24 protein-coding genes are annotated in these 24,506 nt (G+C 72.2%); 14 read left to right on the plus strand and 10 right to left on the minus strand.

Going from position 1 to position 24,506, the window contains the following annotated elements; all coding sequences use genetic code 11:
• The first annotated feature begins 3 nt into the window (after positions 1-3).
• Complete coding sequence (locus AB0M39_RS28570) at positions 4-1,254, plus strand: toll/interleukin-1 receptor domain-containing protein (RefSeq protein ID WP_365368817.1); 1,251 nt, start codon at positions 4-6, stop codon at positions 1,252-1,254.
• A gap of 39 nt (positions 1,255-1,293) precedes the next feature.
• Here AB0M39_RS28570 and AB0M39_RS28575 read toward each other — a convergent pair whose 3' ends face one another.
• A complete protein-coding gene (locus AB0M39_RS28575; protein ID WP_365368818.1) occupies positions 1,294-2,625 on the minus strand; it encodes a hypothetical protein in 1,332 nt (443 codons plus the stop codon).
• A gap of 561 nt (positions 2,626-3,186) precedes the next feature.
• A complete protein-coding gene (locus tag AB0M39_RS28580; RefSeq protein WP_365368847.1) occupies positions 3,187-4,140 on the minus strand; it encodes an NAD(P)/FAD-dependent oxidoreductase in 954 nt (317 codons plus the stop codon).
• Between the two features lie 88 nt (positions 4,141-4,228).
• Here AB0M39_RS28580 and AB0M39_RS28585 point away from each other — a divergent pair, with 88 nt between their 5' ends.
• The 9 genes from AB0M39_RS28585 (at position 4,229) to AB0M39_RS28625 (ending at position 13,286) form a co-directional block, all read left to right on the plus strand.
• Complete coding sequence (locus tag AB0M39_RS28585) at positions 4,229-4,813, plus strand: XRE family transcriptional regulator (RefSeq protein WP_365368849.1); 585 nt, start codon at positions 4,229-4,231, stop codon at positions 4,811-4,813.
• 89 nt (positions 4,814-4,902) lie between these two features.
• Positions 4,903-5,871 (plus strand): NADPH:quinone oxidoreductase family protein, encoded by a 969-nt coding sequence (locus AB0M39_RS28590; RefSeq protein ID WP_365368820.1) that lies wholly within the window; start codon positions 4,903-4,905, stop codon positions 5,869-5,871.
• Positions 5,868-7,049 (plus strand): acyl-CoA dehydrogenase family protein, encoded by a 1,182-nt coding sequence (locus tag AB0M39_RS28595; protein WP_365368821.1) that lies wholly within the window; start codon positions 5,868-5,870, stop codon positions 7,047-7,049. Before AB0M39_RS28590 ends, AB0M39_RS28595 begins: the two co-directional genes overlap by 4 nt.
• Positions 7,046-8,125, plus strand: a complete 1,080-nt coding sequence (locus tag AB0M39_RS28600; protein WP_365368822.1) for an acyl-CoA dehydrogenase family protein — start codon at positions 7,046-7,048, stop codon at positions 8,123-8,125. Before AB0M39_RS28595 ends, AB0M39_RS28600 begins: the two co-directional genes overlap by 4 nt.
• An 88-nt stretch (positions 8,126-8,213) precedes the next feature.
• Positions 8,214-9,815, plus strand: a complete 1,602-nt coding sequence (locus AB0M39_RS28605; RefSeq protein ID WP_365368823.1) for an ABC transporter substrate-binding protein — start codon at positions 8,214-8,216, stop codon at positions 9,813-9,815.
• Between the two features lie 23 nt (positions 9,816-9,838).
• Positions 9,839-10,804: an ABC transporter permease gene (locus AB0M39_RS28610; protein WP_365368824.1), complete on the plus strand. Its 966-nt coding sequence runs from the start codon at positions 9,839-9,841 to the stop codon at positions 10,802-10,804.
• On the plus strand, positions 10,797-11,663 hold the full coding sequence (locus AB0M39_RS28615; RefSeq protein WP_365368825.1) for an ABC transporter permease: 867 nt from the start codon (positions 10,797-10,799) through the stop codon (positions 11,661-11,663). Before AB0M39_RS28610 ends, AB0M39_RS28615 begins: the two co-directional genes overlap by 8 nt.
• 68 nt (positions 11,664-11,731) lie before the next feature.
• Positions 11,732-12,637, plus strand: coding sequence for an ABC transporter ATP-binding protein (locus AB0M39_RS28620; protein ID WP_365368850.1), 906 nt, complete (start codon positions 11,732-11,734; stop codon positions 12,635-12,637).
• Entirely contained in the window at positions 12,630-13,286 is a 657-nt protein-coding gene (locus tag AB0M39_RS28625; RefSeq protein ID WP_365368827.1) for an ATP-binding cassette domain-containing protein, read from the plus strand. Before AB0M39_RS28620 ends, AB0M39_RS28625 begins: the two co-directional genes overlap by 8 nt.
• Before the next feature lie 13 nt (positions 13,287-13,299).
• On the opposite strand, the gene AB0M39_RS28630 is transcribed toward AB0M39_RS28625, so the two are convergent.
• Complete coding sequence (locus AB0M39_RS28630; RefSeq protein ID WP_365368828.1) at positions 13,300-13,461, minus strand: hypothetical protein; 162 nt, start codon at positions 13,459-13,461, stop codon at positions 13,300-13,302.
• 529 nt (positions 13,462-13,990) lie between these two features.
• On the opposite strand from AB0M39_RS28630, the gene AB0M39_RS28635 reads away from it, so the two are divergent.
• The 3 genes from AB0M39_RS28635 to AB0M39_RS28645 all read left to right on the plus strand — a co-directional run bounded on the left by AB0M39_RS28635 (position 13,991) and on the right by AB0M39_RS28645 (position 16,988).
• The gene (locus AB0M39_RS28635; RefSeq protein WP_365368829.1) at positions 13,991-14,887 is read left to right on the plus strand and encodes a phosphatidylinositol-specific phospholipase C/glycerophosphodiester phosphodiesterase family protein; all 897 of its coding nucleotides are present in this window, start codon (positions 13,991-13,993) and stop codon (positions 14,885-14,887) included.
• Between the two features lie 127 nt (positions 14,888-15,014).
• On the plus strand, positions 15,015-15,209 hold the full coding sequence (locus tag AB0M39_RS28640) for a hypothetical protein (RefSeq protein WP_365368830.1): 195 nt from the start codon (positions 15,015-15,017) through the stop codon (positions 15,207-15,209).
• A 207-nt stretch (positions 15,210-15,416) separates the two neighbouring features.
• A complete protein-coding gene (locus tag AB0M39_RS28645) occupies positions 15,417-16,988 on the plus strand; it encodes a hypothetical protein (protein ID WP_365368831.1) in 1,572 nt (523 codons plus the stop codon).
• Between the two features lie 29 nt (positions 16,989-17,017).
• On the opposite strand, the gene AB0M39_RS28650 is transcribed toward AB0M39_RS28645, so the two are convergent.
• The 6 genes from AB0M39_RS28650 to AB0M39_RS28675 all read right to left on the minus strand — a co-directional run bounded on the left by AB0M39_RS28650 (position 17,018) and on the right by AB0M39_RS28675 (position 22,514).
• On the minus strand, positions 17,018-17,380 hold the full coding sequence (locus AB0M39_RS28650; protein WP_365368832.1) for a DUF779 domain-containing protein: 363 nt from the start codon (positions 17,378-17,380) through the stop codon (positions 17,018-17,020).
• A 64-nt stretch (positions 17,381-17,444) separates the two neighbouring features.
• Positions 17,445-18,164 (minus strand): hypothetical protein, encoded by a 720-nt coding sequence (locus AB0M39_RS28655; protein ID WP_365368833.1) that lies wholly within the window; start codon positions 18,162-18,164, stop codon positions 17,445-17,447.
• A complete protein-coding gene (locus tag AB0M39_RS28660; RefSeq protein ID WP_365368834.1) occupies positions 18,148-19,353 on the minus strand; it encodes a homoserine O-acetyltransferase in 1,206 nt (401 codons plus the stop codon). Before AB0M39_RS28660 ends, AB0M39_RS28655 begins: the two co-directional genes overlap by 17 nt.
• Positions 19,350-20,102 carry a gamma-glutamyl-gamma-aminobutyrate hydrolase family protein gene (locus AB0M39_RS28665; RefSeq protein WP_365368835.1) on the minus strand — a complete coding sequence of 251 codons (753 nt, stop codon included), beginning with the start codon at positions 20,100-20,102 and terminating at the stop codon, positions 19,350-19,352. Before AB0M39_RS28665 ends, AB0M39_RS28660 begins: the two co-directional genes overlap by 4 nt.
• Positions 20,099-21,433 carry a PLP-dependent transferase gene (locus AB0M39_RS28670; protein WP_365368837.1) on the minus strand — a complete coding sequence of 445 codons (1,335 nt, stop codon included), beginning with the start codon at positions 21,431-21,433 and terminating at the stop codon, positions 20,099-20,101. Before AB0M39_RS28670 ends, AB0M39_RS28665 begins: the two co-directional genes overlap by 4 nt.
• Positions 21,420-22,514 carry a fatty acid desaturase family protein gene (locus tag AB0M39_RS28675; protein WP_365368838.1) on the minus strand — a complete coding sequence of 365 codons (1,095 nt, stop codon included), beginning with the start codon at positions 22,512-22,514 and terminating at the stop codon, positions 21,420-21,422. The genes AB0M39_RS28670 and AB0M39_RS28675 overlap by 14 nt, the downstream gene beginning before the upstream one ends.
• A gap of 368 nt (positions 22,515-22,882) precedes the next feature.
• Between AB0M39_RS28675 and AB0M39_RS28680 the strand changes: the two genes are divergently transcribed.
• Positions 22,883-24,346, plus strand: coding sequence for an MFS transporter (locus AB0M39_RS28680; protein ID WP_365368839.1), 1,464 nt, complete (start codon positions 22,883-22,885; stop codon positions 24,344-24,346).
• A 25-nt stretch (positions 24,347-24,371) separates the two neighbouring features.
• Here the strand turns inward: AB0M39_RS28680 and AB0M39_RS28685 are convergent, their stop codons facing one another.
• Positions 24,372-24,500: a hypothetical protein gene (locus AB0M39_RS28685; RefSeq protein WP_365368840.1), complete on the minus strand. Its 129-nt coding sequence runs from the start codon at positions 24,498-24,500 to the stop codon at positions 24,372-24,374.
• Between the last annotated feature and the right edge of the window lie 6 nt (positions 24,501-24,506).

The following is a 24,506-nucleotide window of genomic DNA, read 5'->3' on the forward strand; positions in this document are numbered from 1 at the left end:
GCCATGGTACGTCCGCGGATCTTCGTCAGTCACAGCTCCCAGTGCACGCCCGAAGAGGGCTGCCGGTGCAGGGACTATCTGCTCGCCTTGGATCAGCACCTCGACGACCTCGGATGCGATCCGGTCGTCGACAAGGGTGTGCTCAGCGGCGGCAACGAGTGGAACAGGAAGATCCTGCGCGAGATCAAGACCTGCCACGGTATGGTGATGCTGCTGTCGCCGCACGCGCTGAAGTCGTACCCCGTGATGGAAGAGGGGATCGTCGCCTCCGCGGAGCACGCGGCGAGCGACGGCGTCTTTCTGATCCTGCCCATCACACTGCCGGGGGTACGCCGCAGTAGCCTGCCCGACAGCACGCTCAAGAAGCTGAATCTGGGCCGGTTGGACATGGTGGACTGGCCGGAGGGAGCCGGCCCGGGCGAGCCTCCCGAGAAGATCGCCAGAAGCCTGCGCCCCCTGATCGAGCGGATGGGATCGCTGCCGTACCCCGCCGTGACCGACTTCATCGCAGGCCGCATATCCGACGTCTCCGATGCCGCGCTGGAGGAGACGGCCCAGATCCTCGGAGTCGCGACGATCGCCTACGCGTGCGACCACTCGCGCTATGTCGTCGCCCAGGGCCTGCTGGCGGAACGGCCGGTGCAAGAACTCGGCGGCAGCTGCGCCATGAGGCAGGCGCTGCAGCACTTCCTCCCGCAGGTGAAGAGCAAGGAGCACCGGGACGAGATCGTCGACCTCGTGGTCCCGTTCGCCCGGGTCCCGAAGAAGGCGGCCGACCAGCTCCGCGACCTCGGGCAGGGGGAGGGGACGCGGTTGGCCCTGTTGCAGTCGGGGCAGAGCGAGACCCCGGAGATGTACGTCCGCCGGGCGAGCGAGACGCCCGCGTCATGGGTGCTCCGCAAGGCGGTTCCCCGGAACGACGGGTCGAGCTACATCGACGGCGTGGTCGAGGAGGTCCGCGCCCTCCTCGTCGAGGAGGTCGGCATGGGATTCGCGTACGACGACGAGCAGCTGCGGGGGCTGCTCGTCCGGCACGAGGCGGAGTCCGGGCCGTTCACCGTCGTGCTCCACGAGCTGCCCGACACCGACCTGGTCCACCGCCTTCTGGCGGTGTTCCCGCGTCTGCTGTACATCTTCGCGCACCAGCAGGCGACGGCCGTGCCCCAGCTGGTCGGCTCGGCGACCTGCCTGGAGACGCTGACGTCGGAGCAGGAAGCCGACATGGTGATGACACACCGCAAGTTCCGCAGGTGAGGCCGGGCGGGCCCGGCCTCTGGCTGTGTCCGACGGGACTCAGTCCCAGATCTCGATGCTCACTTGGGGCAGCTTCGCGCTCAGGTCGGCCGGATCCGCGTCGGCGGGCAGCCCGCCGACGCGCAGCACCCGCAGCCAGCGGGCGGGAGCGAGCGTCTCCAGGACGCGTACGTTGATCGACGGCGACACCTCCAGGAACACCACACCTGTCCGCGCGAGCGCGGCCAGGTCCGTGACCCGCGGACACCGGTGCACTCTGAGCGATCGCAGCCGCTCGCATCCGACCAGGGCGTCGAGGTCCTCCAGGGTGGTGTTGTCCTCGATGGCCAGCGTCCGCAGCGCGGGGAGCGCCTTGAGCGGTCGCAGGTCCGGCAGCGATCCGCGGCAGGCGAGCTCGTGCACGTCGGCGTCGCCTTCCAGCGCGGCCAGGGCGGCGGGTGTCGTGACCTCTGCGACCCCTGCTTCGGTCTCCGTCAGTCCCGAGTCCGCGTCCCAGGTGTAGACGCGGAGCCGCCGGGAGGGGCGCGGATCACGCGCCGGGGCCTGGGAGCGAGCCATGGCATTCTGCTGAGCGTCGGCGTCCGCACGCCGCTCGGCGAGTGCTGAATAGGGCAGGCCGAGCCGTCGAGACACTTGGTCGTTCCATTCGCGCAGCGATTCACGCGACTGGGCGTCGCTGCGCGCTGCCACGCCTTCGACGACGCGCAGCAGGGCGGGAACGCCGGGGAGGGAGGAGATGTCGAGATCCTCCAGTGCCTGCACCGCGGCGTCGAGCGCCCTGTCTGGCACCTCGTCCCCGCTCAGCGGGGGAGGCAGCAGCGTGTGGGGAAGGGCCGACCGAGCCGCCCTGGGCAGGAGCGTCGGGTCCTTGTCTGCCAGGGGGCTCAACTGGGCGAGCAGTCGCCGATGCTCGGAGAGTGCGAGCAGCCGGTGCGAGCCGGACGACCGGCCCAGATCGATCAGCTGACGCAGCGATTCCTCGAAATGCCCCTTGAGCTCTCCTGCCGCTGCCCATTGGGTCAGCGTCGCCAGCGCGCGCTGCTCCATCATGATGAAGACGGCCAGCTCGGCGCAGCCGGGAGCTGAATCGTCGTCGGGATGAGCCACGTTGAACTGCGCTGCAAGATTGCGCGCGGCGGCCCTCCGGGTTAAGTCGTCGTACAGGAGGGAGCTGAGCCGACGGGTCAGCTCGATGAGAGGCTCCTCGTCGCCGGACCACAGCCACCCTCCGATGCCGTGCCGCTCGAACTCCGCCCGCACGCTCTGGGTGTCGGCGATCCATGAGCGACCCGCGAAGGCGTCGGATGGCGGCGCCACGATGATGCCGACGACCGACCCGTCGACTGCCCACCACGCGGGCGCACCGCTCATCTCGGGGATGAGACGGCTCCCGCCAGGGCCGTCCAAGGGCTCCGGCGCCTGGGACGGGGACGGCAGGTCTCTCCAGCGCGCCCGAACCGCCCCGAGCGGCGGATCTTCCGTCAGCTGCAGTACGGCGAGGTCGCCGTCCCATCCCCGGGCTCTCGGCTGCTGAGCGCTGTACTGTCGCACATTGCGGATCGCTGCCCAGGCCGTGACCTGCGCTGTGAGGCGCCGCGGGGAGGAGGGCAGCAGAGGGAACGTCACGTCCACGGTGTCCCCGCCCGGCCCCACCCAGTCCGGTCGCCCCAGCGCCCGCTTGACTACGTGTGCGCACGTCAGCACGCGTCCCGAGGATAGATGGGTACCGGCGCCCACGACCGATCCGTCCTGGGCCAGAACCTGCACGAACACACCGTCGACGTCCCGCGGGGGAGTGCTCGCCTCCGGCCGGAACCATCCGACTGCCCCCACCCCGCCCCTCCCCGTCCGGCGGTCTGCCGTCGTCCGATCGTACGGCCCCGGCCCCGGCCCTGGCGGCGCATCGCGCGGACCGTCACTCCACGCGGACCATCAAGCGGTCGCCTTGGCGTCTACGTCCGCGAAGAGCAGGTCGGCGTTGACCGTCACTCCCGCGCGGTACCCAGCGCTCGCCGCGTTGACGACCTGCTCCGCCGGTCCTGTCGCGTTGCCCGCCGCCCAGACGCCGGGCACGCTCGTGCGGCCCGTCTCGTCCACCGCCACGAAGGGGCCGTAGGGCGTCTCGTCCGTCCGCGCCCCGAGCGCCGTCAACAGCCCGTCCCGCGGCCTGAAGCGCGGTGCGACGAATACCGCCGATCTCGGGTGGACCCGACCGTCCGTCAGCCGTACGCCCGTCAGTCGGTCGTCCTCGACGACGACGCCCGCCACCTCGCCGACGACCACCGAGACTCCCGCGGCGGCCAGCCGGCGCCAGTCCTCGTCGGGGAGCGTGTCCACGGTGTGCAGGAAGAACGTCACGTCGTTCGACCACTGCGACACCATCAGCGCCTGGTGCGTGCTCAGCGCCGACGTGGCGATCACCCCGAAGGGCTGGTCCCGCACCTCCCAGCCGTGGCAGTACGGGCAGTGCAGCACATCGCGGCCCCAGCGCTCGGCGACCCCCTCGACGGCGGGCAGCTCGTCCACGAGCCCGGTCGTCACGATCAGGCGGCGCGCGTGGACGGCCCGGCCGCTCGCCAGCCGTACGCCGAAGCCCTCCGACGCGTCCGCGACCGCCTCCGTCACCCGGTCCTCGGCCAGCTCCACTCCGTACGCCGCCACCTCGCGCCGTCCCGTCGCCAGGAAGTCGGCCGGGCTCATCCCGTCCCGCGACAGATAGCCGTGCATATGCGCCGCCGGGGCGTTGCGGGGCTCGCCCGCGTCGACCACCAGGACGCTTCTGCGCGCCCGCCCCAGGGCCAGGGCGGCGCTCAGGCCCGCCGCTCCCCCGCCGACGACCACTGCGTCGTACGCGCTCCGCGCGCTCTCGTCGATGTCCATGTCCATGTTCATGTCTCCACGGTCTCCTCGATCCACCGGATTGACAAACGCCGTTGCTGTTTTTGCAATAGGGGGCATGGAACAGGATCCGCACATGGACGACGACACCCAGCTCGACGCCGTACTGAGCGAGGTGGGCCCCCGGCTGCGCAAGCTCCGACAGGAGCGCGGCGCCACCCTCGGGGCGCTCTCCGCCGCGACCGGGATCTCGGTGAGCACCCTGTCGCGGCTGGAGTCCGGGGGGCGCAAGCCCAGCCTCGAGCTGCTGCTCCCGATCGCCCGCGCCCACCAGGTCCCGCTGGACGAGCTGGTCGGCGCGCCGCCGGTCGGCGATCCCCGGGTGCGTTCGAAGCCCATCGTCCGGCACGGCAGGACGATGTTCCCGCTGACCCGCCAGCCGGGCGGGCTCCAGGCGTACAAGGTGGTGCAGGAGTCCGGGGGCGCCGCGCCCGATCCGCGGACGCACGAGGGATACGAGTGGCTGTACGTCCTGTCCGGTCGGCTGCGGCTGGTGCTGGGCGAGCACGATGTGGTGCTGGGCGCGGGGGAGGCGGCGGAGTTCGACACCCGGGTGCCGCACTGGTTCGGGCCGACGGAGGACGGGCCGGTGGAGTTCTTGAGCCTGTTCGGTCCGCAGGGGGAGCGGATGCACGTCCGGGCCAGGCCCAAGCGCGGCTGAAAGGGCCGAGGGGCTCTTCCGTCGAGGCAAGCGACCGCTTAGTATGCGTCGGGAGCGTGGTACTGCCTACGGTTTGTGGAGGCCCCGAGATGCAGGCATGGCGAGTGCACCAGAACGGCGAGCCGGGCGAGGTGATGCGGCTCGAAGAGGTGGACCGGCCCACGCCGGGCGAGGGGCAGCTGCTGCTGAAGGTCCGCGCCGCGAACATCAACTTCCCCGACGCCCTGCTCTGCCGCGGCCACTACCAGATCCGGCCGCCGCTGCCCTTCACCCCGGGCGTGGAGATCTGCGGCGAGACCGAGGACGGCCGCCGCGTCATCGCCAACCCCGCACTGCCCCACGGCGGACTCGCCGAGTACGTCGTCGCCGACGCCGCGGCGGTGCTGCCCGCTCCCGAAGCCCTGGACGACGCCGAGGCGGCCGCACTGCACATCGGCTATCAGACGGGCTGGTTCGGGCTGCACCGCCGTGCGCGCCTCCAGGCGGGCGAGACGCTCCTGGTCCACGCGGCGGCCGGCGGCGTCGGCAGCGCGGCCGTCCAGCTCGGCAAGGCGGCCGGCGCGCGCGTCATCGGAGTCGTCGGCGGCGCCGACAAGGTCCGCACCGCGCAGGAGCTCGGCTGCGACCTCGTCGTCGACCGGCGCGAGGACGACATCGTGGCCGCGGTGAAGGAGGCGACCGGAGGCCGAGGCGCGGACGTGGTCTACGACCCCGTCGGCGGCGACGCGTACGCGAAGTCCGCCAAGTGCGTCGCCTTCGAGGGCCGGATCGTGATCGTCGGCTTCGCCAGCGGCTCGATCCCCAGCCCCGCCCTCAACCACGCCCTGGTGAAGAACTACTCGATCGTCGGACTCCACTGGGGCCTGTACAACCAGCTGGACCCGGCCGCCGTCCGCGGCTGCCACGAAGAGCTGACCAAGCTCGCCGAACAGGGCGTCGTACGCCCGCTGATCAGCGGACGCGTCGCCATGAAGGACGCCGCCGGCGCGGTCCAGCGGGTCGCCGACGGCGCCACCACCGGCCGTCTGGTCGTCGTCCCGGAGGGGGAGGGCCGATGACGCGGGCCGACGAACTGCGCGACCTCGCCCAGAAGCTGCTGGCCGCCCACCCCCCGGCCGCCACCGAGCGCACCGACTTCCTCAAGGCCCGCTTCGACGCGGGGCTCGCCTGGGTGCACTACCCCAAGGGCCTCGGCGGTCTGGACGCGCCGCGCTCGCTGCAGGCCGTCGTCGACGCCGAGCTCGCCGCCGCCGGCGCGCCCGACAACGACCCCCGCCGCATCGGCATCGGCCTCGGCATGGCGGCGCCGACGATCCTGAAATACGGCTCCGAGGAGCTGAAGCAGCGCTTCCTGAGGCCCCTGTGGGTCGGCGAGGAGGTCTGGTGCCAGCTCTTCAGCGAGCCCGGCGCGGGCTCCGACCTCGCCGCGCTCGGCACCCGCGCGGTCCGCGACGGCGACGCGTGGGTGGTCAACGGGCAGAAGGTGTGGACCTCCAGCGCCCATGCGGCCCGCTGGGCCATCCTCATCGCCCGCACCGACCCGGAGCTGCCCAAGCACCAGGGCATCACCTACTTCGTCTGCGATATGAGCGACCCGGGCGTCGAGGTGCGGCCGCTGCGCCAGATCACGGGCGAGGCGGAGTTCAACGAGGTCTTCCTGACCGATGTGCGCATCCCCGACGCCCACCGCCTCGGCGAGGTCGGCGAGGGGTGGAAGGTCGCCCAGACCACCCTGATGAACGAGCGCGTGTCCATCGGCGGCATGCGCCTGCCGCGCGAGGGCGGCATGATCGGCCCCCTCGCGCAGACCTGGCGCGAGCGCCCCGAGCTGCGCACCCACGATCTGCACCAGCGGATGCTGACCCTCTGGGTGGAGTCGGAGGTCGCCCGCCTCGCCGGCGAACGGCTGCGCCAGCAGCTCGTCGCGGGCCAGCCCGGCCCCGAGGGCAGCGGGATGAAGCTCGCCTTCGCCCGCCTCAACCAGGAGATCAGCGGCCTCGAGGTCGAACTCCGCGGCGAGGAAGGGCTGCTGTACGACGACTGGACCATGCGCCGCCCCGACCTGGTGGACTTCACCGGGCGCGACGCCGGCTACCGCTACCTGCGCTCCAAGGGCAACTCCATCGAGGGCGGCACCAGCGAGGTGCTGCTGAACATCGTCGCCGAGCGCGTCCTCGGACTGCCCTCCGAGCCGCGCAACGACAAGGACGTCGCCTGGAAGGACCTGACCCGATGAGCACGACGCCCGATCTGCTGTACTCCGAGGCCGAGGACGACCTGCGGGCCGCCGTGCGCTCCCTGCTCGCCGACCGCACCGACACCGCCTCCGTCCTGGTGCGCGCCGAGTCCGGCACGCCGTACGACCCCGAGCTGTGGAAGGCGCTCGCCGGGGAGGTCGGCGCGGCCGGGCTGCTCGTGCCGGAGAGCCTCGGCGGGCAGGGCGCCGGCCATCGCGAGGCCGCCGTGGTGCTGGAGGAGCTGGGCCGGACCGTCGCCCCCGCTCCGTTCCTCACCAGCTCCGTGATCGCGACCCAGACGCTGCTCTCGCTCGACGCCGGGAGGGACGCGGTCGCCGGGCTGCTGTCCGAACTCGCCGCGGGCCGCAGGGTCGCCGTGCTCGCCGTGCCCCTGTCGACCGCCCCGGACGCCGAGCTCCCGCAGGGACCGGTCGCCGGCGTGGCCGACGCCGCGATCGCCGACGTGTTCCTCGCGCTGCGGCCCGACGGCCTGTACGCCGTGGACCGCGGCGAGGCGACCGTCGAGCCGCAGACCCCGCTCGACCTGACCCGGCCGCTGGCCCAGGTCGCCGTCGACGGCGGCGCCGGCACGCGCCTCGCGGACGGGGACGCAGGGCGGGCGGCCGTCCGGCGCGGGCTGCTCGCCGGGGCGGGACTGCTCGCCTCCGAGCAGCTCGGCCTCGCCGAGTGGTGCCTGGAGGAGACGGTCCGGCACACCCGCGAACGCCACCAGTTCAACCGGCCGGTCGGCTCCTTCCAGGCGCTCAAGCACCGGATGGCGCAGCTGTGGCTGGAGGTCGTCTCGGCCCGCGCCGCCGCCCGCAACGCGGCGGACGCGCTGGCCGTGGACAGCCCGGAGGCCCCGCTCGCCGTCGCGGTCGCCCAGGCGTACTGCGCCAAGGTCGCCGTCCACGCCGCCGAGGAGTGCCTCCAGCTGCACGCCGGCATCGGCATGACGTGGGAGCACCCCGTGCACCTGTACCTCAAGCGCGCCAAGTCCGACGAGATCGCCCTGGGCAGCGCGGGACGGCACAAGGAGGCGCTGGCCGAACTGGTCGACCTCCAGGCCCCGTAGGGGGTCCTGGGCCGCTGCACTCTTTACATACGGTTTAATTGCCTCCACTTGGCAACAACCGATGATCTTCAATAGGGGTGCACAGAGCATGACGGCCCGATCGATACGAGGGCTGGCGGCCGCGACACTGGCCGCCGCGCTGACAGCCAGTGCGGCGGCCTGCTCGAACCCGGGCGGCGGCACCGCAGGCGGCAAGGGCGCCGACGGAACCGCCGTGGTGGTGGGCATCGCCTACGAGCCCGAGAGCCTCAGCCCGCTGCTCGGGTACGGCAAGGACGGCAACTCCAAGATCTTCGACGGGCTGCTCGCCCTCGACGCCGAGATGCGCCTCAAGCCCGCGCTCGCCGCCGCGCTGCCCGAGGTGAGCGACGACGGGCTGACGTACACGTACAAGCTCCGCAAGGGCGTGAAGTTCAGCGACGGCAAGCCGTTCAGCGCCAAGGACGTCGTCTTCACCTACCGCACCATCTTGGACGAGAAGACCAACAACGCCTCCAAGACCGAGCTGGACGCCGTCGAGGACGTCAAGGCGACCGGCGACGACACCGTCGTCTTCACCCTCAAGTACCCCTACGCGCCCTTCGCCGAGCGCACCGTCCTGCCCATCGCGCCCGAGCACGTCGCGGCGCGCCAGGACGTCAACACCGGCGACTTCACCACCAAGCCGATCGGCACCGGCCCCTATGTGCTCGCCGGCTGGTCCAAGGGCGAGAAGATCAGCTTCAAGGCCAACCCCGACTACTGGGGCGGCGCGCCCAAGGTGGAGAAGTTCACCATGGCGATCGTCAAGGACGACGACGTCCGCGCGACCCGGCTGCGCTCCGGCGAGCTCGACGGAGCGATCCTGCCGCCGAACCTCGCCAAGACCTTCAAGGGCGAGAGGGGGAAGAAGACGTACGCCGCGACGACGTACGACTACCGCACCGTGACCCTGCCGACGAACAACAAGGCCGCCGGCGACACCGCCGTACGCCAGGCCCTCGACGTCGCCGTCGACCGCGACACCATGGTCGACCAGATCCTCGAAGGCGCCGGCAAGGCCGCCTACGGGCCCGTCCCCACCGACAGCGAGTGGTTCGCCAAGGGCACCGAGCGCGTCCACGACCTCGCCAAGGCCAAGAAGATCCTCGACGACGCGGGCTGGAAGCCCGGCGAGGACGGGATCCGCGAGAAGGACGGCGTGCGCGCCGCGTTCCCCCTCTGGTACGTCTCCGGCGACAAGCTCCGCCAGGACCACGCCCTCGCCTACGCCTCCGACGCCAAGAAGGCCGGCATCGACGTCAAGACCCAGGCGGGCACTTGGGAGGTCATCGAGCCGCGGATGAAGACCGACGCCGTCCTCGCGGGCGGCGGCGCGCCGGCCGACCCCGACTTCGACCAGTACCTGCTGCTGAAGTCCTCCCTCGCCGGCGACGGCTTCAACAACATGGCCTGGTACGACAACAAGGCCGTCGACAAGGCCCTGGAAGAGGGCCGCAAGAGCGGCGACAAGAGGGTCCGCAAGGCCGCCTACGACACCGTGCAGCGCGAGCTCGTGAAGAACCCCGGCTACACCTTCCTCACCCACATCGACCACCTCTACGTCGTATCCGACCGCTGGGACGGGCTCTCCACGCAGATCGAGCCGCACGACCACGGACTGGCCTCCGGCCCCTGGTGGAACGTCGAGGACTGGACGCCCAAGAAGTGAGCCGCCGCCTCCCCTGGGGGGCGATGGCACGGATGACGGGGCGGCGGGCGCTGCTCGCCGCCCCCGTCCTGCTCGCGGTGACCTTCGGCGTCTTCGCCGTCGCCGCGGCCTCGCCGTCCGACCCCGTCAAGGCGTACACCGGCACCGCCGGCCTGACCGCCTCGCAGGAGAACCTCGACCAGATCCGCGCCAACCTCGGCGTCGACCAGCCGCTGACGGCTCGCTGGTGGAACTGGCTGACCGCCGCCGTCCGCGGAGACTTCGGCGACTCCAGCGTGATGCGCCAGCCCGTCGCCGACGTCGTCGCCGAGCGCATCGGCTGGTCGGCGCTCCTGGCCGCCACCGCGTTCGCCGTCGCCGTCCTGCTGGGCACGGCGCTCGGCGTGCTCGCGGCCCGCCGCCGCGGCGGCTGGCTCGACCGCTGCGTCAGCTCGGCCGCGTACACGCTCGAAGCCGCGCCCGCCTTCTGGCTGGGCCTGCTGGCCATCTGGGTCTTCGCGCTGAAGCTGGACGTGCTGCCGGCCGGCGGACTCACCGACGCCTCCAGCGACACCGTCGCCTTCGACCAGGTCGCCGCCCACCTGGTGCTGCCCGCCACGGTCCTGGGGATCTCGCAGCTGCCCTGGTTCTTCCTGTACGTACGCCAGGGCGTCGCCGACGCCCTCGACGAGGACCCGGTGCGCGGGGCCCGCGCCCGCGGACTGAGCGAGCGGACCGTGCTGCTGGGACACGCGCTGCGCTCCGGCATGCTGCCGATGCTCACCCTCGTCGGGTCGCGGGTGCCCGAGCTGATCACCGGCGCGCTGCTCGTCGAGACGGTCTTCAGCTGGCCCGGCATCGCCGCCGCGACCGTCCAGGCCGCCACCTCCGTGGACTTCCCGCTGCTCGCCGCGCTCACCGTGCTGGCGACGGCGGCCGTGCTGCTGGGGAACCTGCTGTCGGACCTGCTGTACGGACTCGCCGACCCGAGAGTGGGCTTCGATGGCTGACGTCGTCTGGCGCTCGCACGGACGCGCCCGCCGCTCCACCTTCGCCGTGCGCGTCTGGGTCTCCGCCGTCATCGTCGCCGCCGTGGCGGCGGCGGTGCTGCTCGTGCCGCCGATCGTCCAACTCGACCAGCAGGCCGTCGACTTGTCGATGAAGCTCCAGCCGCCGTCGCTCGCCCACCCCTTCGGCACCGACGACGTCGGCCGCGACCTGCTGCTGCGCTGCGTCTACGGGCTGCGCGTCTCGCTGCTGGTCGGCCTCGTCGCGGCGCTGGCGGCCACGGTCGTCGGCACGGCGGTGGGCGCGGCGGCGGCCGCCTTCGGCGGCTGGACCGACCGGCTCGTGATGCGGCTCGTCGACGCCTTCTCGTCCGTGCCGCACCTGCTGCTGGGCATCTTCATCGTGGCGATGTTCCGCCCCGGAGTCGGGCCGGTCATCGTGTCCGTGGCGCTGACCCACTGGCTGTCCACGGCCCGCATCGTTCGCTCCGAGGTCCTCTCGCTGCGCTCGCGCCCCTACATCGACGCGGCGATCTCGGGCGGCGCCTCACGGTGGCGCGTCACGACGCGCCACCTGCTGCCCGCGGTGCTCCCGCAGGCGGGGCTCGCGGCGGTCCTCATGGTGCCGCACGCCATGTGGCACGAGTCGGCGCTCTCCTTCCTCGGTCTGGGTCTGCCGAGCCACCAGGCCAGCCTCGGCAGCCTGGTCCAGACGGCGCGGGGCTCGCTGCTTGCGGGGGACTGGTGGCCGACGCTGTTCCCCGGCCTCCTCCTGATCGTCCCCACGCTGGCCATAGCGGGCCTGGCAGGCGCCTGGCGGGAACGGCTCAACCCGCGCCGCAGATCGGAGCTGATGCTGTGACCACGTCGACCGGCAAGCTCGCCCCGGCCCCCGTCCTGTCCGTGCGCGACCTCTCCGTCCGCTTCCGGATGCGCGGCGGCAGGCATATCGCCGCCGTCAGCGGCGCGAGCTTCGACCTCGCCGCAGGAGAGTGCCTCGTCCTCGTCGGCGAGAGCGGCTGCGGCAAGTCCGTCCTCGCCTCCGCCCTGCTCGGGCTGCTGCCCGGCAACGCGCAGACCGCCGGGACCGCGCACGCCGACGGCGTGGAACTGCTCGGCGCGAGCGAGCGGACCCTGGCCCGCACGGTCCGCGGCCGCCGCATCGGGCTGATCCCGCAGAGCCCGGCCGCGCATCTGACCCCCGTACGGACCGTCAGATCGCAGCTCGAGGAGACGCTGCGCGAGCTGACCTCCGCCCGCGGACGGGAGCTGCGCGACGGCGCCGTCGCCGCCGCCGAGCGGGCCGCGTTCCCCGCCGACCATCTCGACCGCCACCCCCACGAGCTCTCCGGCGGTCTCGCCCAGCGCGCCGCGACCGCGCTCGCCCTCGTCGGCGACGCGCCCCTGCTGCTCGCCGACGAGCCGACCACCGGACTCGACCGCGAACTCGTGGGCCGCACCACGGACGAACTGCGCCGCCACGTCGACGAGGGCCGGGCGCTGCTGATGATCACGCACGACCTCGCGGCCGCCGAGCGGATCGCCGACCGCGTCGCCGTGATGTACGCGGGCCGGATCGTCGAACTCGCCGACGCGAAGCGCTTCTTCGGCGAGCCGGGGCCCCGCCACCCGTACGCCCGCGGCCTGCTCAGCGCCCTCCCGGAGCGCGACTTCACGCCGATTCCGGGGCTGCCGCCCGAGCTCGGCGCCCTCCCGGACGGCTGCGCCTTCGCGGCACGCTGCGCCGTCGCCACGCCCGCGTGCGACACGCGCCCCGCGTTCGAGGACGCCCTCGCCTGCCACCACCCCAGCGCCCAGGAGACCGCCCGTGCTTGAGCTCGAAGCCGTCACCGCGGGCTACGACCGCCGACGTCCCGTCGTACGGGACGTCTCGCTCAGCCTCGCCCCCGGCGAGGCGGTCGGACTGCTCGGCCCCAGCGGCTGCGGCAAGTCCACCCTCGCGAGGGTGGCGGCGCTGCTGCACCGGCCCGACGCGGGCCGCGTCCTCGTCGACGGCGAGCCGGCCGGCGGCTGGCGCCACGGCGCGCCGCGCTCCCAGCGCACCGCGATCGGCGTCGTCTTCCAGCAGCCCCGGCTCTCCGCCGACCCGCGCCTGTCGCTGCGCGACCTGATCGCGGAGCCCCTGCGGGCGAACGGCCGGCGCCGGACGGAGACGGCAGAGCGGACGCAGGAGCTGGCGACGGCGGTCGGCCTCACCGACGACCTCCTCGCCCGCCGCCCCCACGAGGTCAGCGACGGCCAACTCCAGCGCGCCTGCCTCGCACGGGCGCTGGTGCTGCGCCCGCGCTGGCTGATCTGCGACGAGATGACGGCCATGCTCGACGCGTCGACCACAGCGGCCCTGGTGGGCGTGGTCGAGGCCTACCGTGCGCAGGAGAGCGCAGGCCTGCTGGCCGTGAGCCACGACGCGGTCCTGCTGAACCGCTGGTGCGACCGGACGGTCGAGGTCCCCTTCAGCGACTGAGGGGACCGCAGCCTTACCGCAGCCTTCCGCTGGGCTGTGGGGACGGCTTCCGCTGGGCGAGGTCGCGCAGCACCCCCACGATCCGCAGCGGGTGGCTCGGGGTGCGGCCGGCGTGCGGGAAGCCGGTGCCGGCGGGGACGCTGCGCGAGAACCTCGCGGTCGCTGATCGCCGCAACGACGAACGGTCCCCGCGTCGATACGACGCGGGGGCGAACCGGGGGAGGCGGGCACCGACCCGCCGGAGGCGAGAGGCGCGTACAGCCCGGCGGGACGTGGGGCGGAGCCGGACCGCGCCCGCCGAAGGCGCCATGGGAAGCGATGGCCACCGGGAGCGCGGGTGCGTGCACCCGGTCGGCAGTCTGCCGACGGGCGTGGCGGTGCCGAGGACGAGCAGCCCGCCCCCGGTGCGGCGGCTTCAGGCCACGCGCCGACGGAAACGACCGCGCCGCCGGCTGCCAGCAGACCCGCGGACGGCTTCAGCCGCGGCGTCCGATGTGGGCGGGATCTGGGCGGAGCCTCACCTGGGTGACCCCACGCTCACCACCCAAGTCACCGACTCGCCGGGCGAGTTGAGCCCGATCGCGACCAAGACGCGGCCTCCAGACGACAGATGGCCGAACTCTTCGCGCCCCTCTCCCCATCCCGCCCCCGGCCGCCCATACTCACGACGTCCCTCCCGATCCCAAACCCCGGAGGCGCACGCCGTGCTGACCACCCGTCGCAGAGTCGTCACCACCCTCGCCGCCGCACTCGCCGGCTCCGTCGCCGCGCGTGCCTACGCGCACGACGACGCGCCCGCGTCCACGTCCGCCCATGGCGCCACGCCCGCCGGCGACCGGCGCACCGGTCCCCAGCCGCTCCGCCACGCCCACGCCCACAACGACTATCTCCACCCACGCCCCCTCCACGACGCCCTGTCGCACGGCTTCACCAGCGTGGAGGCCGACGTCTTCCTCGTCGACGGCGAGCTCCTCGTCGCCCACGAGCCCGCCGAGCTCGACCCCGCCCGCACCCTGCGCTCGCTCTACCTCGACCCGCTGCTCGCCCGTGTGAAGGCCAACCACGGCTCCGTCTACCGCGGCTACCGCAGGCCCGTGCAGCTTCTCGTCGACATCAAGACCGACGGCGTCGCCGCCTACCTCGAACTCGACCGCCAGCTCCACCGCTACCGCCGGATGCTCAGCGGCTACGCCCACGGCCGCGTCCGCCTCGGCGCCGTCACCCCGGTCGTCTCCGGCGACCGCGCCGCCCGCGCCCCGATGGAGGCGCAGCGAGTGCGCCACGCCTTCTACGACGGCCGCCTCGACGACCTCGGCAGCGCCGCGCCCGCCTCCTTCATTCCGCTGATCTCCAGCAACTGGACGCAGAGCTTCAGCTGGCTCGGCGCCGGCCCGTTCCCCGCCGCGGAACGGGAGAAGCTGCGCTCCCTCGTCGCCGCCGCCCACGGCCGGGGGCAGCGCGTCCGCTTCTGGGCCACCCCCGACCTCGCAGGTCCGGCGCGGGACGCGGTCTGGAGCGAGCTGCTCGCCGCCGGCGTGGACCACCTCAACACCGACGACCTGGCCGGCTTGGAGCGCTTCCTGCGCACCCGCCGCCCATAGCCGGAGGTCACCACCGGTTGCCTTGGATCACCCGTACGGCGGGCATGCCAGTCGGCCGTACGGGCCTCTGGCTACGCCACACTGGCCGCCGAATGCCGCAATTCAGACGCGGCGGAGGAGGTTGGCGATGGCCATTTCGATGTCAGTCGTGCTGCTGCTGGTGATTCTCGCGGTGATCTTCGTACGGAACGGAGGGCTGAAGTTCTCCCACGCGCTGGTCTGCGGCCTGCTCGGGTTCCTCCTCGCGGGCACGAGCATGGCGCCGTCCATCCAGGAGGGCATCGCGGCGACGGCCAACGTGGTCGGCAGCCTCCAGCCATGAGGCCGCGCGGCTGAGCGGCTGCGTGGTCGCGCGGCTGCGTGGACGCTCCCGGCCCCGCGACCGCCCGGGCCTCCCCGGGACATTGCGCGATCATGAAGTGCCCATGAAACCCATGGCCCTTCCATGGACTCCTCCGGAACCCGGCTCTAGCCTCGGTCGGCGGCGCGACCCGTACCCCGTACGCACGGCACGCAACCGAGGAGCCGCATGTCCCCCAGAGCGCTCACCCGCGCACTCGTCCTGACCCTCGCCGTCGGAGCCGCCACGTTCACGGGCCCGCCCGCCGCCCAGGCAGAGGAGATACCCAAGGCCCCCGGGCACCGCCTCGTCAGCCAGTACGACGGAGCGCCCGCCGCCGCGCGGCCCGTACCCGGCCAGGCGCCCCCGCAGCATCCCTTCCTCGCGCCCAACGGGCGCAGCGGCATGCACGCGGACGCCGCAGGCAGCGGCACGCACCCCTACTCGGGTCCCCTGGGCCGCGATCCGCAGGTCACCAGCGAGAAGATCGCGCCGATCGGCGGAGAGTGCGCCACCGCCACGTTCGACGCGGCCGGCCGGCTGATCACCGTCTGCGGGACCTTCACCGGCTTCCTGCTCAAGCTGCTCGACCCGCGCACCCTCGACACGCTCGCCGAGTACCGGCTGCCCCAGCGCTCCTCGACCGTCGAGGCCATCACCCGCCTCGACTTCTCGAAGATCTTCAAGGACACCTCGGGCGGCGCGTACTTCTACCTCGACGACCAGGACCGCGTGGTGCTCGCCGACTCGCGCCAGCACGTTCTGCGCATCGCCCACCGTCAGGAGCCCGACGGCGACTGGCGCTTCGTCGTCGAGGACGACTGGGACCTCACCGCCCACGTCCCGCACGACTGCGTGAGCTGGACGAACCTCTTCCCCAGCGGCGTCTGCGACCCCGTCACCTCGGTGATGCCCGACTGGCAGGGCCGCGTCTGGTGGGTGACCCGGCTCGGCCGCGTCGGCACGCTCGACCCGCGGACCTCCCAGATCCGTGCCGTGCGGCTGGCCGGCGAGGAGATCCAGAACTCCTTCTCCGTCGCCCAGGACGGCGTCTCGATCGTCTCCGACCACGCCCTCTACAGCTTCCGCGCGGACGCCGACGGCACGCCGAGGATCCAGTGGCGCCAGACGTACGACCGGGGGACCGGCGCCAAGCCCGGCTCGGTGAACCAGGGCTCGGGCACCACCCCCGACCTCTTCGGCGAGGACTACGTCGCCATCACCGACAACGCCGACGACCGCATGAACGTGCTCGTCTACCGCCGCGGTGCCGACGTGCCCGCCGACCGCCGACTGGTGTGCAAGGTCCCGGTCTTCGCCTCCGGCGCCTCCACCACCGACAACTCCCTGATCACCTGGGGAGACAGCATCGTCGTCGAGAACAACTACGGCTACGAGAACCCCTCGTCGCTCGTCTTCGGCCGCAGCGTCGTCGGCGGCGTGAGCAGAATCGACGTACGCGAGGACGGCAGCGGCTGCGACACCGTCTGGCACAGCGACGTCCGCTCGCCGTCCGTCGTCCCCAAACTCTCCACGGCCAACGGCCTGCTCTACCTCTACGAGAAGGAGCCGAACAGGCTCGGCGTCGACGCCTGGTATCTGACGGCCGTCGACTTCCGCACCGGCGAGCGCCGCTGGCGCCGGCTGACCGGCACAGGACCGGCGTACGACAACAACTGGGCGCCCCTCACCATCGGCCCGGACGGCACGGCGTACGCGGGCGTCTTCAACGGTCTGGTCGCGGTACGCGACCGGGACTGAGCAGGCGCCCGCCCCACGAGCCCGCGAGCTCAACCGGAGTCGTCGACCAGCCGGGACCGGATCAGAAAGCGCACGCCCTCGGGCGCCTCCAGCGAGAACCCGCTGCCCCGACCCTCCACCAGGTCCACGATCAGCCGGGTGTGCGACCACGCCTCGTACTGGCTGACCGACATCCAGAACGAGACCGGCTCCTCGACGCCCGCCACCCGCAGGGACGCGAGGAGCACGTCGGAGGCGCCCGTACGGAACTCGCCGTCCTGGTAGCACATGGGCGCGCTGCCGTCGCAGCAGCCGCCCGACTGGTGGAACATCAGCGGGCCGTGGACCTCCCGCAGCCGCCGCACCATCGCGGCGGCTGCGGGGGTGAGCTCCACACGGGGGGCCTTTGACATGGTCGACTCCTGGAAGAGGCCGAGGCGCCTGACGCGGCCCAGGGGACCACCTCGCCCGTTGCGACTACGTTGCGGCGTCCTCGCCCGCGGCGTCCTCGTCCGGCGCCGGGCTCTTCACGTCGAACATCGGGATGAAGATCTGCGCGAGCGGCCCGATGGCGACGGCGTAGATGAGCGTGCCGATGCCGAGCGTCGCGCCGAGCAGGAATCCGATGACCAGCACGGTCAGTTCGATGACCCAGCGGACGCCCCGGATGGAGTGGCCGCGGGCCGCCCACCCGGTCATCAGCCCGTCGCGGGGCCCGGGCCCGAGGCCCGCGCCGATGTACATGCCCGTGGCGACGCCGTTGAGCACGACGCCGGCGATCAATACGGTCCAGCGCAGCCACATCGCCTCGGGCACGGGCGTCCAGGCCATGAAGAGGTCCATGACCGTGCCGACCAGCAGCACATTGAGCACGGTGCCCAGACCGGGCTTGTTGCGCAGCGGGATCCACAGCAGCAGCACCAGCGCGCCGATGATGTTGGTCCACATGCCGATGCCCAGACCGACGGTCCGGGACAGGCCCTGGCTCAGCGCGTCCCACGGCTCCACGCCGAGCCCGGACTGGATCACCATCGCGTCGCTCACGCCGTACAGGGCGAGTCCGAAGACCAGCTGCGACAGCCGGCGCGCGGGCCGGTCGGGGACCAGCGGCCGCTGGACGATCGCGCCGATCCCGCGTGATGTCCGGCCGGGCTTGCCGCCTACCGCGGCGCCGGGGCTGTCACGCATCGACGTCATGGGAGCTCCTGGGCTGCTGGGTGCGGGGGGAACGCTGGGCGAGCGGACGGGCGGCCCGCCGGCGCGAGGGTGCGGTGATCCATCGTGCCACCGCGTCCAGATACCCGGGCACGTCCATCAGGAACGCGTCATGGCCTCCCCGGGAGGTCTCCTCGTGGAAGTGCGCGCAGTCGACGCCCGCCTTGGCCAGCTGCTCCATGATGTGGCGGCTGTGCTCGACGCCGTACAGCCGGTCCGACGCGAAGCTGAAGAGGTGCACGTCCGGCTCCGCCTCGGCGACTTGCTCGTCGGGGGTGGCGAAGGCGTCGAACAGGTCCATCGCGCTGGTCAGACAGAGGTAGCTGTTCGCGTCGAAGCGCGCGACGAGCTTGTCCGCCTGATGCTCCAGATAGCGCTCCACGGAGAACGGGCCCCACGCGGGAACTCCCTCCGTGCGGGTGGTCTCCGGCGGCGGCGCGAGGTCGCGGTCGAACTTCGCCTGTAAGGACTCCCCGGACATATAGGTGAGATGACCGATCATCCGGGCGATGCCCAGCCCCGCGTCCGGCCCCTCGCCCACCCGGTAGGCGCCCCCCTGGAACCGAGGGTCGCTGCGGATCGCGGCGCGTCCGATCGCGTTGAACGCGAGGTTCTCCGTGGACAGTTGGGCGGAGGTCGCGATCAGTCCGTACCGCTGCGCGTCCCGCGGATGGCGCAGCAGCCACTCCAGCACCTGCATGCCGCCCAGCGAGCCGCCGACGACCGCGTGCAGCCGGCCGACGCCGAGCCGCCGCAGCAGCTCGCGGTGGACGGCGACCATGTCGGCGACGGTGATCTGCGGGAACGGCGCCCAGGCGGCGCCCTCGGCGAGCGGCGCCGGTCCCAGCGTGCCCGAGCAGCCGCCGAGCACATTGGCGCAGATCACCTGGAAGCGGTCGGTGTCGATCGGCCGGCCCGGCCCCACCATCGACTCCCACCAGCCCGGAGCGTCGTCCGGCCGATGGCGGGTCACATGCGCGTCGCCGGTCAGGGCGTGGCAGACGAACACCGTGTCCGCGCCCGTGGGGTCGGGCGGGCCGTACCGCTCGAAGGCGACCGGCACATCGGTGAGCGTCCGGCCGGACGCCAGGCGCAGCGGCCGGTCCGCGCCGAAGAGCACCAGGCGCTCCGGGCGCGCTGGGCGCTCTGGGCGGCGAGTTGCGTCCGTCACCTGCGCCTCCGGGCGCGTTCGGCGGCGGCCGCACCGAAGGCGGCGAACAGCGGCTTGGAGACCGGGTCGCTGGAGGCGTACCACTCGGGATGCCACTGCACGGCCAGGGCGAAGGCGGGGGCGTCCGCCACCGAGACCGCCTCGACGACGCCGTCGGCGGTCGCCGCCTCGAGCCTGAGCCCCGGCGCGAGCCGGTCGATCGCCTGCTGGTGCAGCGAGTTGACCCGTACGGTGTCCTGTCCGACGATCTCGCGCAGCAGACCGTCGGCGGTCACCGCGATGTCGTGCGCCGGGAGGTACTGCTCGTCCCGGGGCAGGCTCAGATCCTCGCGGTGCCCCGCGCCGATCGGGAGCGCGCCGATGTCCCGCAGCGTCCCGCCGTACGCCACGTTCAGCTCCTGGAGCCCGCGGCAGATCCCGAGGACGGGCAGGCCGGCGCCGATCGCCAGGGGGAGCAGCGACAGGGCCAGCTCGTCCCGCTCCGGCACGCGCGCGCCCGGCGCGGGCGTACCGCCGTACCGCTCCGGCGCCACATTGGACTCGTGGCCGCCCAGCACGATCCCGTCGAAGCGGTCGAGCACCGACGGCAGCCAGGCGGCGGGCCCCTGCACCAGGGCGACCGCGCAGCCGGCGACGTCCTCCAGCGCCGATACGTAGACCTGACGGACCGCCGCGTGCGGCACGCCGTCCAGGTCCTCGGTCACACAGGCGAGCGCGACCAGGGGCGTGCTGGTGTCCGGTGCGCTCATAGCGCCTTCAGCGCCTGGTCGAGGTCGGCCAGCAGGTCGTCGATGTGCTCGACGCCGACCGCGAGCCGGATCGACCCCTGGGTGACGCCGGCGGCGATCTGCTCCGCCTCGGGGAGCTGGGCGTGCGTGGTGGAGGCGGGGTGGGTGGCCATGGACCGCACGTCCCCGATGTTGGTGACGTGCGAGATCAGCCGGAGCGCCTCGATGAACCGGCTGCCGGCCTCCCGGCCGCCCTTGACCTCGAACTGCACCAGCGGCCCGGTGTTGCCGCGCAGATAGCGGCGCACCCGCTCGCCCTCCTCGCCGTCGGCGAGGGCGGGGTGGATGACCTGGTCGACGAGCGGATGGCCGTGCAGGAAGGCGGCCACCTTGGCGGAGTTCTCGCCGTGCACCCGCATGCGCAGCGGAAGCGTCTCCAGCCCCTGGAGCAGCAGGAAGGCGTTGAACGGGCTCAGACAGGGCCCGAGGTCGCGCAGCAGCGTCTCCCGGGCCTTCAGCAGATAGCTGCTGCGGCCGAGCGCCCCGCTGAGCTCCTTGCCGGTGCGCGTCCACACGACGTCGCCGTGCGCCGGGTCGGGCGTGGTCATCAGCGGATGGCGCGCGGCGTGCCGCTCCCAGTCGAAGGTTCCGCCGTCGACGATCAGCCCGCCGAGGGTGGAGCCGTGCCCGCCGATGTACTTGGTGGCGGAGTACACCAGGATGTGCGCGCCGAGCTCGATGGGGCGCAGGACGTACGGCAGCATCGTGTTGTCGAGGACCAGCGGCAGACCGTGGGACTCGGCGGCCCGGGCGACCTCCTCGATGGGGAAGAGCCGCAGTCGGGGGTTGGGCAGGGTCTCGCCGAAGTAGCAGCGGGTGCGCTCGTCGGTGGCGGCGGCGAAGTTCGCCGGGTCCTCGGGGCTGACGAACCGCGTCTCGATCCCGAACCGGGCGAACGTGTTCGCCAGCAGGTTCCAGGTGCCGCCGTAGAGCTCGTTGGAGCTGACGATGTTGTCGCCGGCCTGGCAGATGTTGAGCAGGGCGAGGCTGACGGCGGCCTGCCCGGAGGCGACGGCCAGCGCGGCGGCCGCGCCGTCGACCGCCGCCATGCGCTCTTCGAGCACGTCGCAGGTCGGGTTGTTGAGCCGGGTGTAGGCCTGCCCGTCCTGGATCAGGTCGAAGATGCCCGCGGCGACGGCGGTGCTGGGCAGTTCGTACGCGGCGGTCTGGAAGATCGGGGTCACCATGGGCGGGGTGATGCCCAGCCGTGACTGCGAGCCGCCGTGTACGGCGGCCGACTCGGGCCTGGTGAACTCCTTGGCTGCGAGAGCCTTGTGGTCAGGCTGCGACATCGCGCCCCTCTTCGATCTGGTTCTCGGGCGTGGATCGTTCGGCGCCGGGCGTCATGGAGCGGACGATCGCCGACATGGTGCTGGGCTGCCCCTCGGGCCCGCGGTGGAACAGCCCGCCGAGCGCCTGGTCGACGGCGGCGTAGTTCGGGTCCCGCAGCCGGATCTTGCGCGTCTTGTGCAGATTCCAGAACGGGGTGCGGGGGTCGAGGTGGTGCTCCAGGTGGTAGTTGTCGTTGTGGATGCCGGTCAGGAACTTCTCCCAGCTGCGGCTCTTGCGATTGCGCGTCATATACAGATCGATGTTCGAGTCGCGCACCAGCGGTGTGTGCTCGGAGAGCTCGATGTACCAGCCGAGGATCTGGAAGCTCGTGAGGTACGGAACGACCCAGAACAGCACGAGCCCCAGCAGCCACCCGCCGTACCAGGCGAGCCCGACGACGAGACCCCAGAACAGCCAGAACCCGGCCCGGTCCAGGGCCCGCTTGCGCCGCTGCACGGGCGAGGAGGCCTCGGCTCGCTTCTCGACGCCCTTGAGAACGCGGTAGCGGTTGCGCACGAGATAGCGCAGATAGGCCCAGGTCTGCGTGCCTAGCAGCGGGAAGACGACGACCCGCCGGACGTAGTCGGCCGTGGCCGACTTCCGGTAGGCCCCCTGCTCGATGAAGAAGCGCAGATCGGGGTCGCCGTCCGGGCTGCCGAGCTTGGGGTGATGGGTGAAGACGTGGGAGACCTTGTACGCGTAGTGCTGCTGGAAGATCGGATACGCGGTCAGCAGCGTCCCGGCGAACATCTGCAGCCGCTTGTCGGCGACGCCCACACCGTGCGCGCAGTCGTGCAGCAGGGTGGACAGCCCTCGCTGCCGCGCCCCGATGACGAGGACGGCGAGCGGATACAGCCAGTAGGAGCCGTAGACGCACAGGACGACGCAGAGCGCCATCCAGAACACGTCCTCGGCCCAGGCGACGAATACATGCCAGTTGTCAGCCCGGTTGAGTTCGTTGAGTTCTTGCTGGACATCGGAAGGGAATCGGTACATCCGGTAACGCCGGCCGTCGTACGCCCATGTGTTGCCAGTGCTCAACAACTACTCCTCGTGCCCTGGTCCGGCAGGAACTGTGGTGCTGAACTGCGGTGCCGAGCTGTGGTGCTCAACTGCGGTGCTGAGCTGCGGTGCTGTCGTGCGACAGTGCGAGTCTGCTGACACGAGCGAGCGCCGGGCAATAGAGTTTTCAGACAGTACTGAAAGCGCCGAACGCCTCTGACGGAAATGGATTTCATCGCAGGCGGGGCGCGTATGCGGCCTCCGTGAATCCCGGGTGTCGATCACGAAGCGGCGAAATGCGGCTGTATAGGGTCGTGGCGAGTGTCTGCTCCCGGCGAGGACCTCCCCCGGATGAACGCCCCGCAGGCCGTATGCGCAGATCTGACCGATCATCAGGAGTGCTGCCGTTGCGCCCCATCGAGACGTCGTCCGCGCCAGAGGGTCTGGGGTGGAACCGCGACACCGCGACGCTGGCGCTGCTGTCCTTCGCCATGCTGATCGTCTCGCTCGACCAGTACATCGTGGTCGTGGCGCTGCCCGACATCGCACGCGACCTCGGGTACTCGGCGCAGACGCTCCAGTCGGTCATCATCGCCTACGCCGTCGTCTCCGCCGGCTTCCTGCTCTTCGGCGGCCGTGCGGGCGATCTGCTCGGCCGCCGCCGCATCCTGGCCGCCGGCCTCGGCCTCTACGCGGGCGCGGCGCTCGCGGGCGGACTCGCGACCGGGCCCGAGATGCTGCTCGCCGCCCGGGCCGTCCAGGGGCTCGGCGGAGCCCTCGTCTTCCCCACCACCTTGGCGCTCGTCAACACCACCTTCGCGGAAGGCCGGATGCGCAATCGCGCTCTGGGGATCTGGGGCGGCGCCGGCGCTGCGGGACTCGTGATCGGCGTGCTGCTCGGCGGCGTTCTGACGCGCGCGTTCGGCTGGGAGGCGGTGTTCCTGGTCAACGTCGTCCTGGCGGGACCCGCGCTGCTGCTCGCCTTCGTGCTGATCCCCCCGGACGGCGAGCGGGAGCCGGGCCGCGCCTTCGATCTGCCCGGCGCCCTCAGCGTCACGTTGGGCGTCACCTTGATCGTCTTCGCTCTGGTGCAGGGCCCCGGCTGGGGCTGGCTCTCGCCCGGCATCCTCGTCAGCGCGGTCGTGGGCGTCCTGCTGATCGGAGTCTTCGCCGTCGTCGAGCGGCGCAGCGACGACCCGCTGATGCCGCCCCGGCTCCTCGCCAACCGCAACCTCGTCACCGGCGTCGCCATCGCGTTCATGTTCATGGCGACCTTCGGCTCCGTCCTGTACTTCCTGTCCCTCTACTTCCAGGAGATCCTGGGCTACGACGCCTTGCAGACCGGCGCCGGCTTCCTCGTCCCCACGGCGGTGGTGGTCGCCGGCTCGACGACGGCGGGCCAGCTGGCGACCCGGTTCGGCCTGCGGCGCACGCTGGCCGCCGCACTGGCCGTCGGCGCGCTCGGCGCGGTGGGGCTCGGCCTTGCGATCTCGCCGCACGGCGCGTACGCCGAGTTGATCCCCGGCCTCGTGGCGCTCAGCATCGGCGACGGCATCGTCTTCACCGCGATGTTCATCGCCGCAGCCACGGGAGTCCCCGACCGCGAACAGGGGATCGCCTCGGGCATCGCGTCCACGGGCTCGGGCGTGGGCGCCGCGGTCGGACTCGCCGTCCTGGTCCTGGTCGCGACGGCCGGCCTCGACGACCTCTCCGGCGAACAGCTCCGCACGGCGACCGCCGAAGGGATCAGCACGACCATGTTCGTCGTCGCGGGCGGGATCGCGCTGACGCTCCTGATCGCCCTGACCCGCTGCCCGACCCCGACGGAACCGGCGCCCACCCCCGTGCCCTACCAGGCCCGCCGCTGCTGAGAGCACGCGCGAAAGCCGCGCGTGGCTAGCGCCACCAGTCGCCGTCACCGGCGAGGGACCGACGCAGGTAGTCCTCGAGGTCCCGGGCAGCCCACAGCCGACTGTCGGTCTCGTGATCCCAGACGACGACGTCGGGACGGGCGGGCGTGAGCACGAAGGC

This window comes from Streptomyces sp. NPDC051907 (assembly GCF_040681075.1).
Taxonomy (GTDB): Bacteria; Actinomycetota; Actinomycetes; order Streptomycetales; family Streptomycetaceae; genus Streptomyces.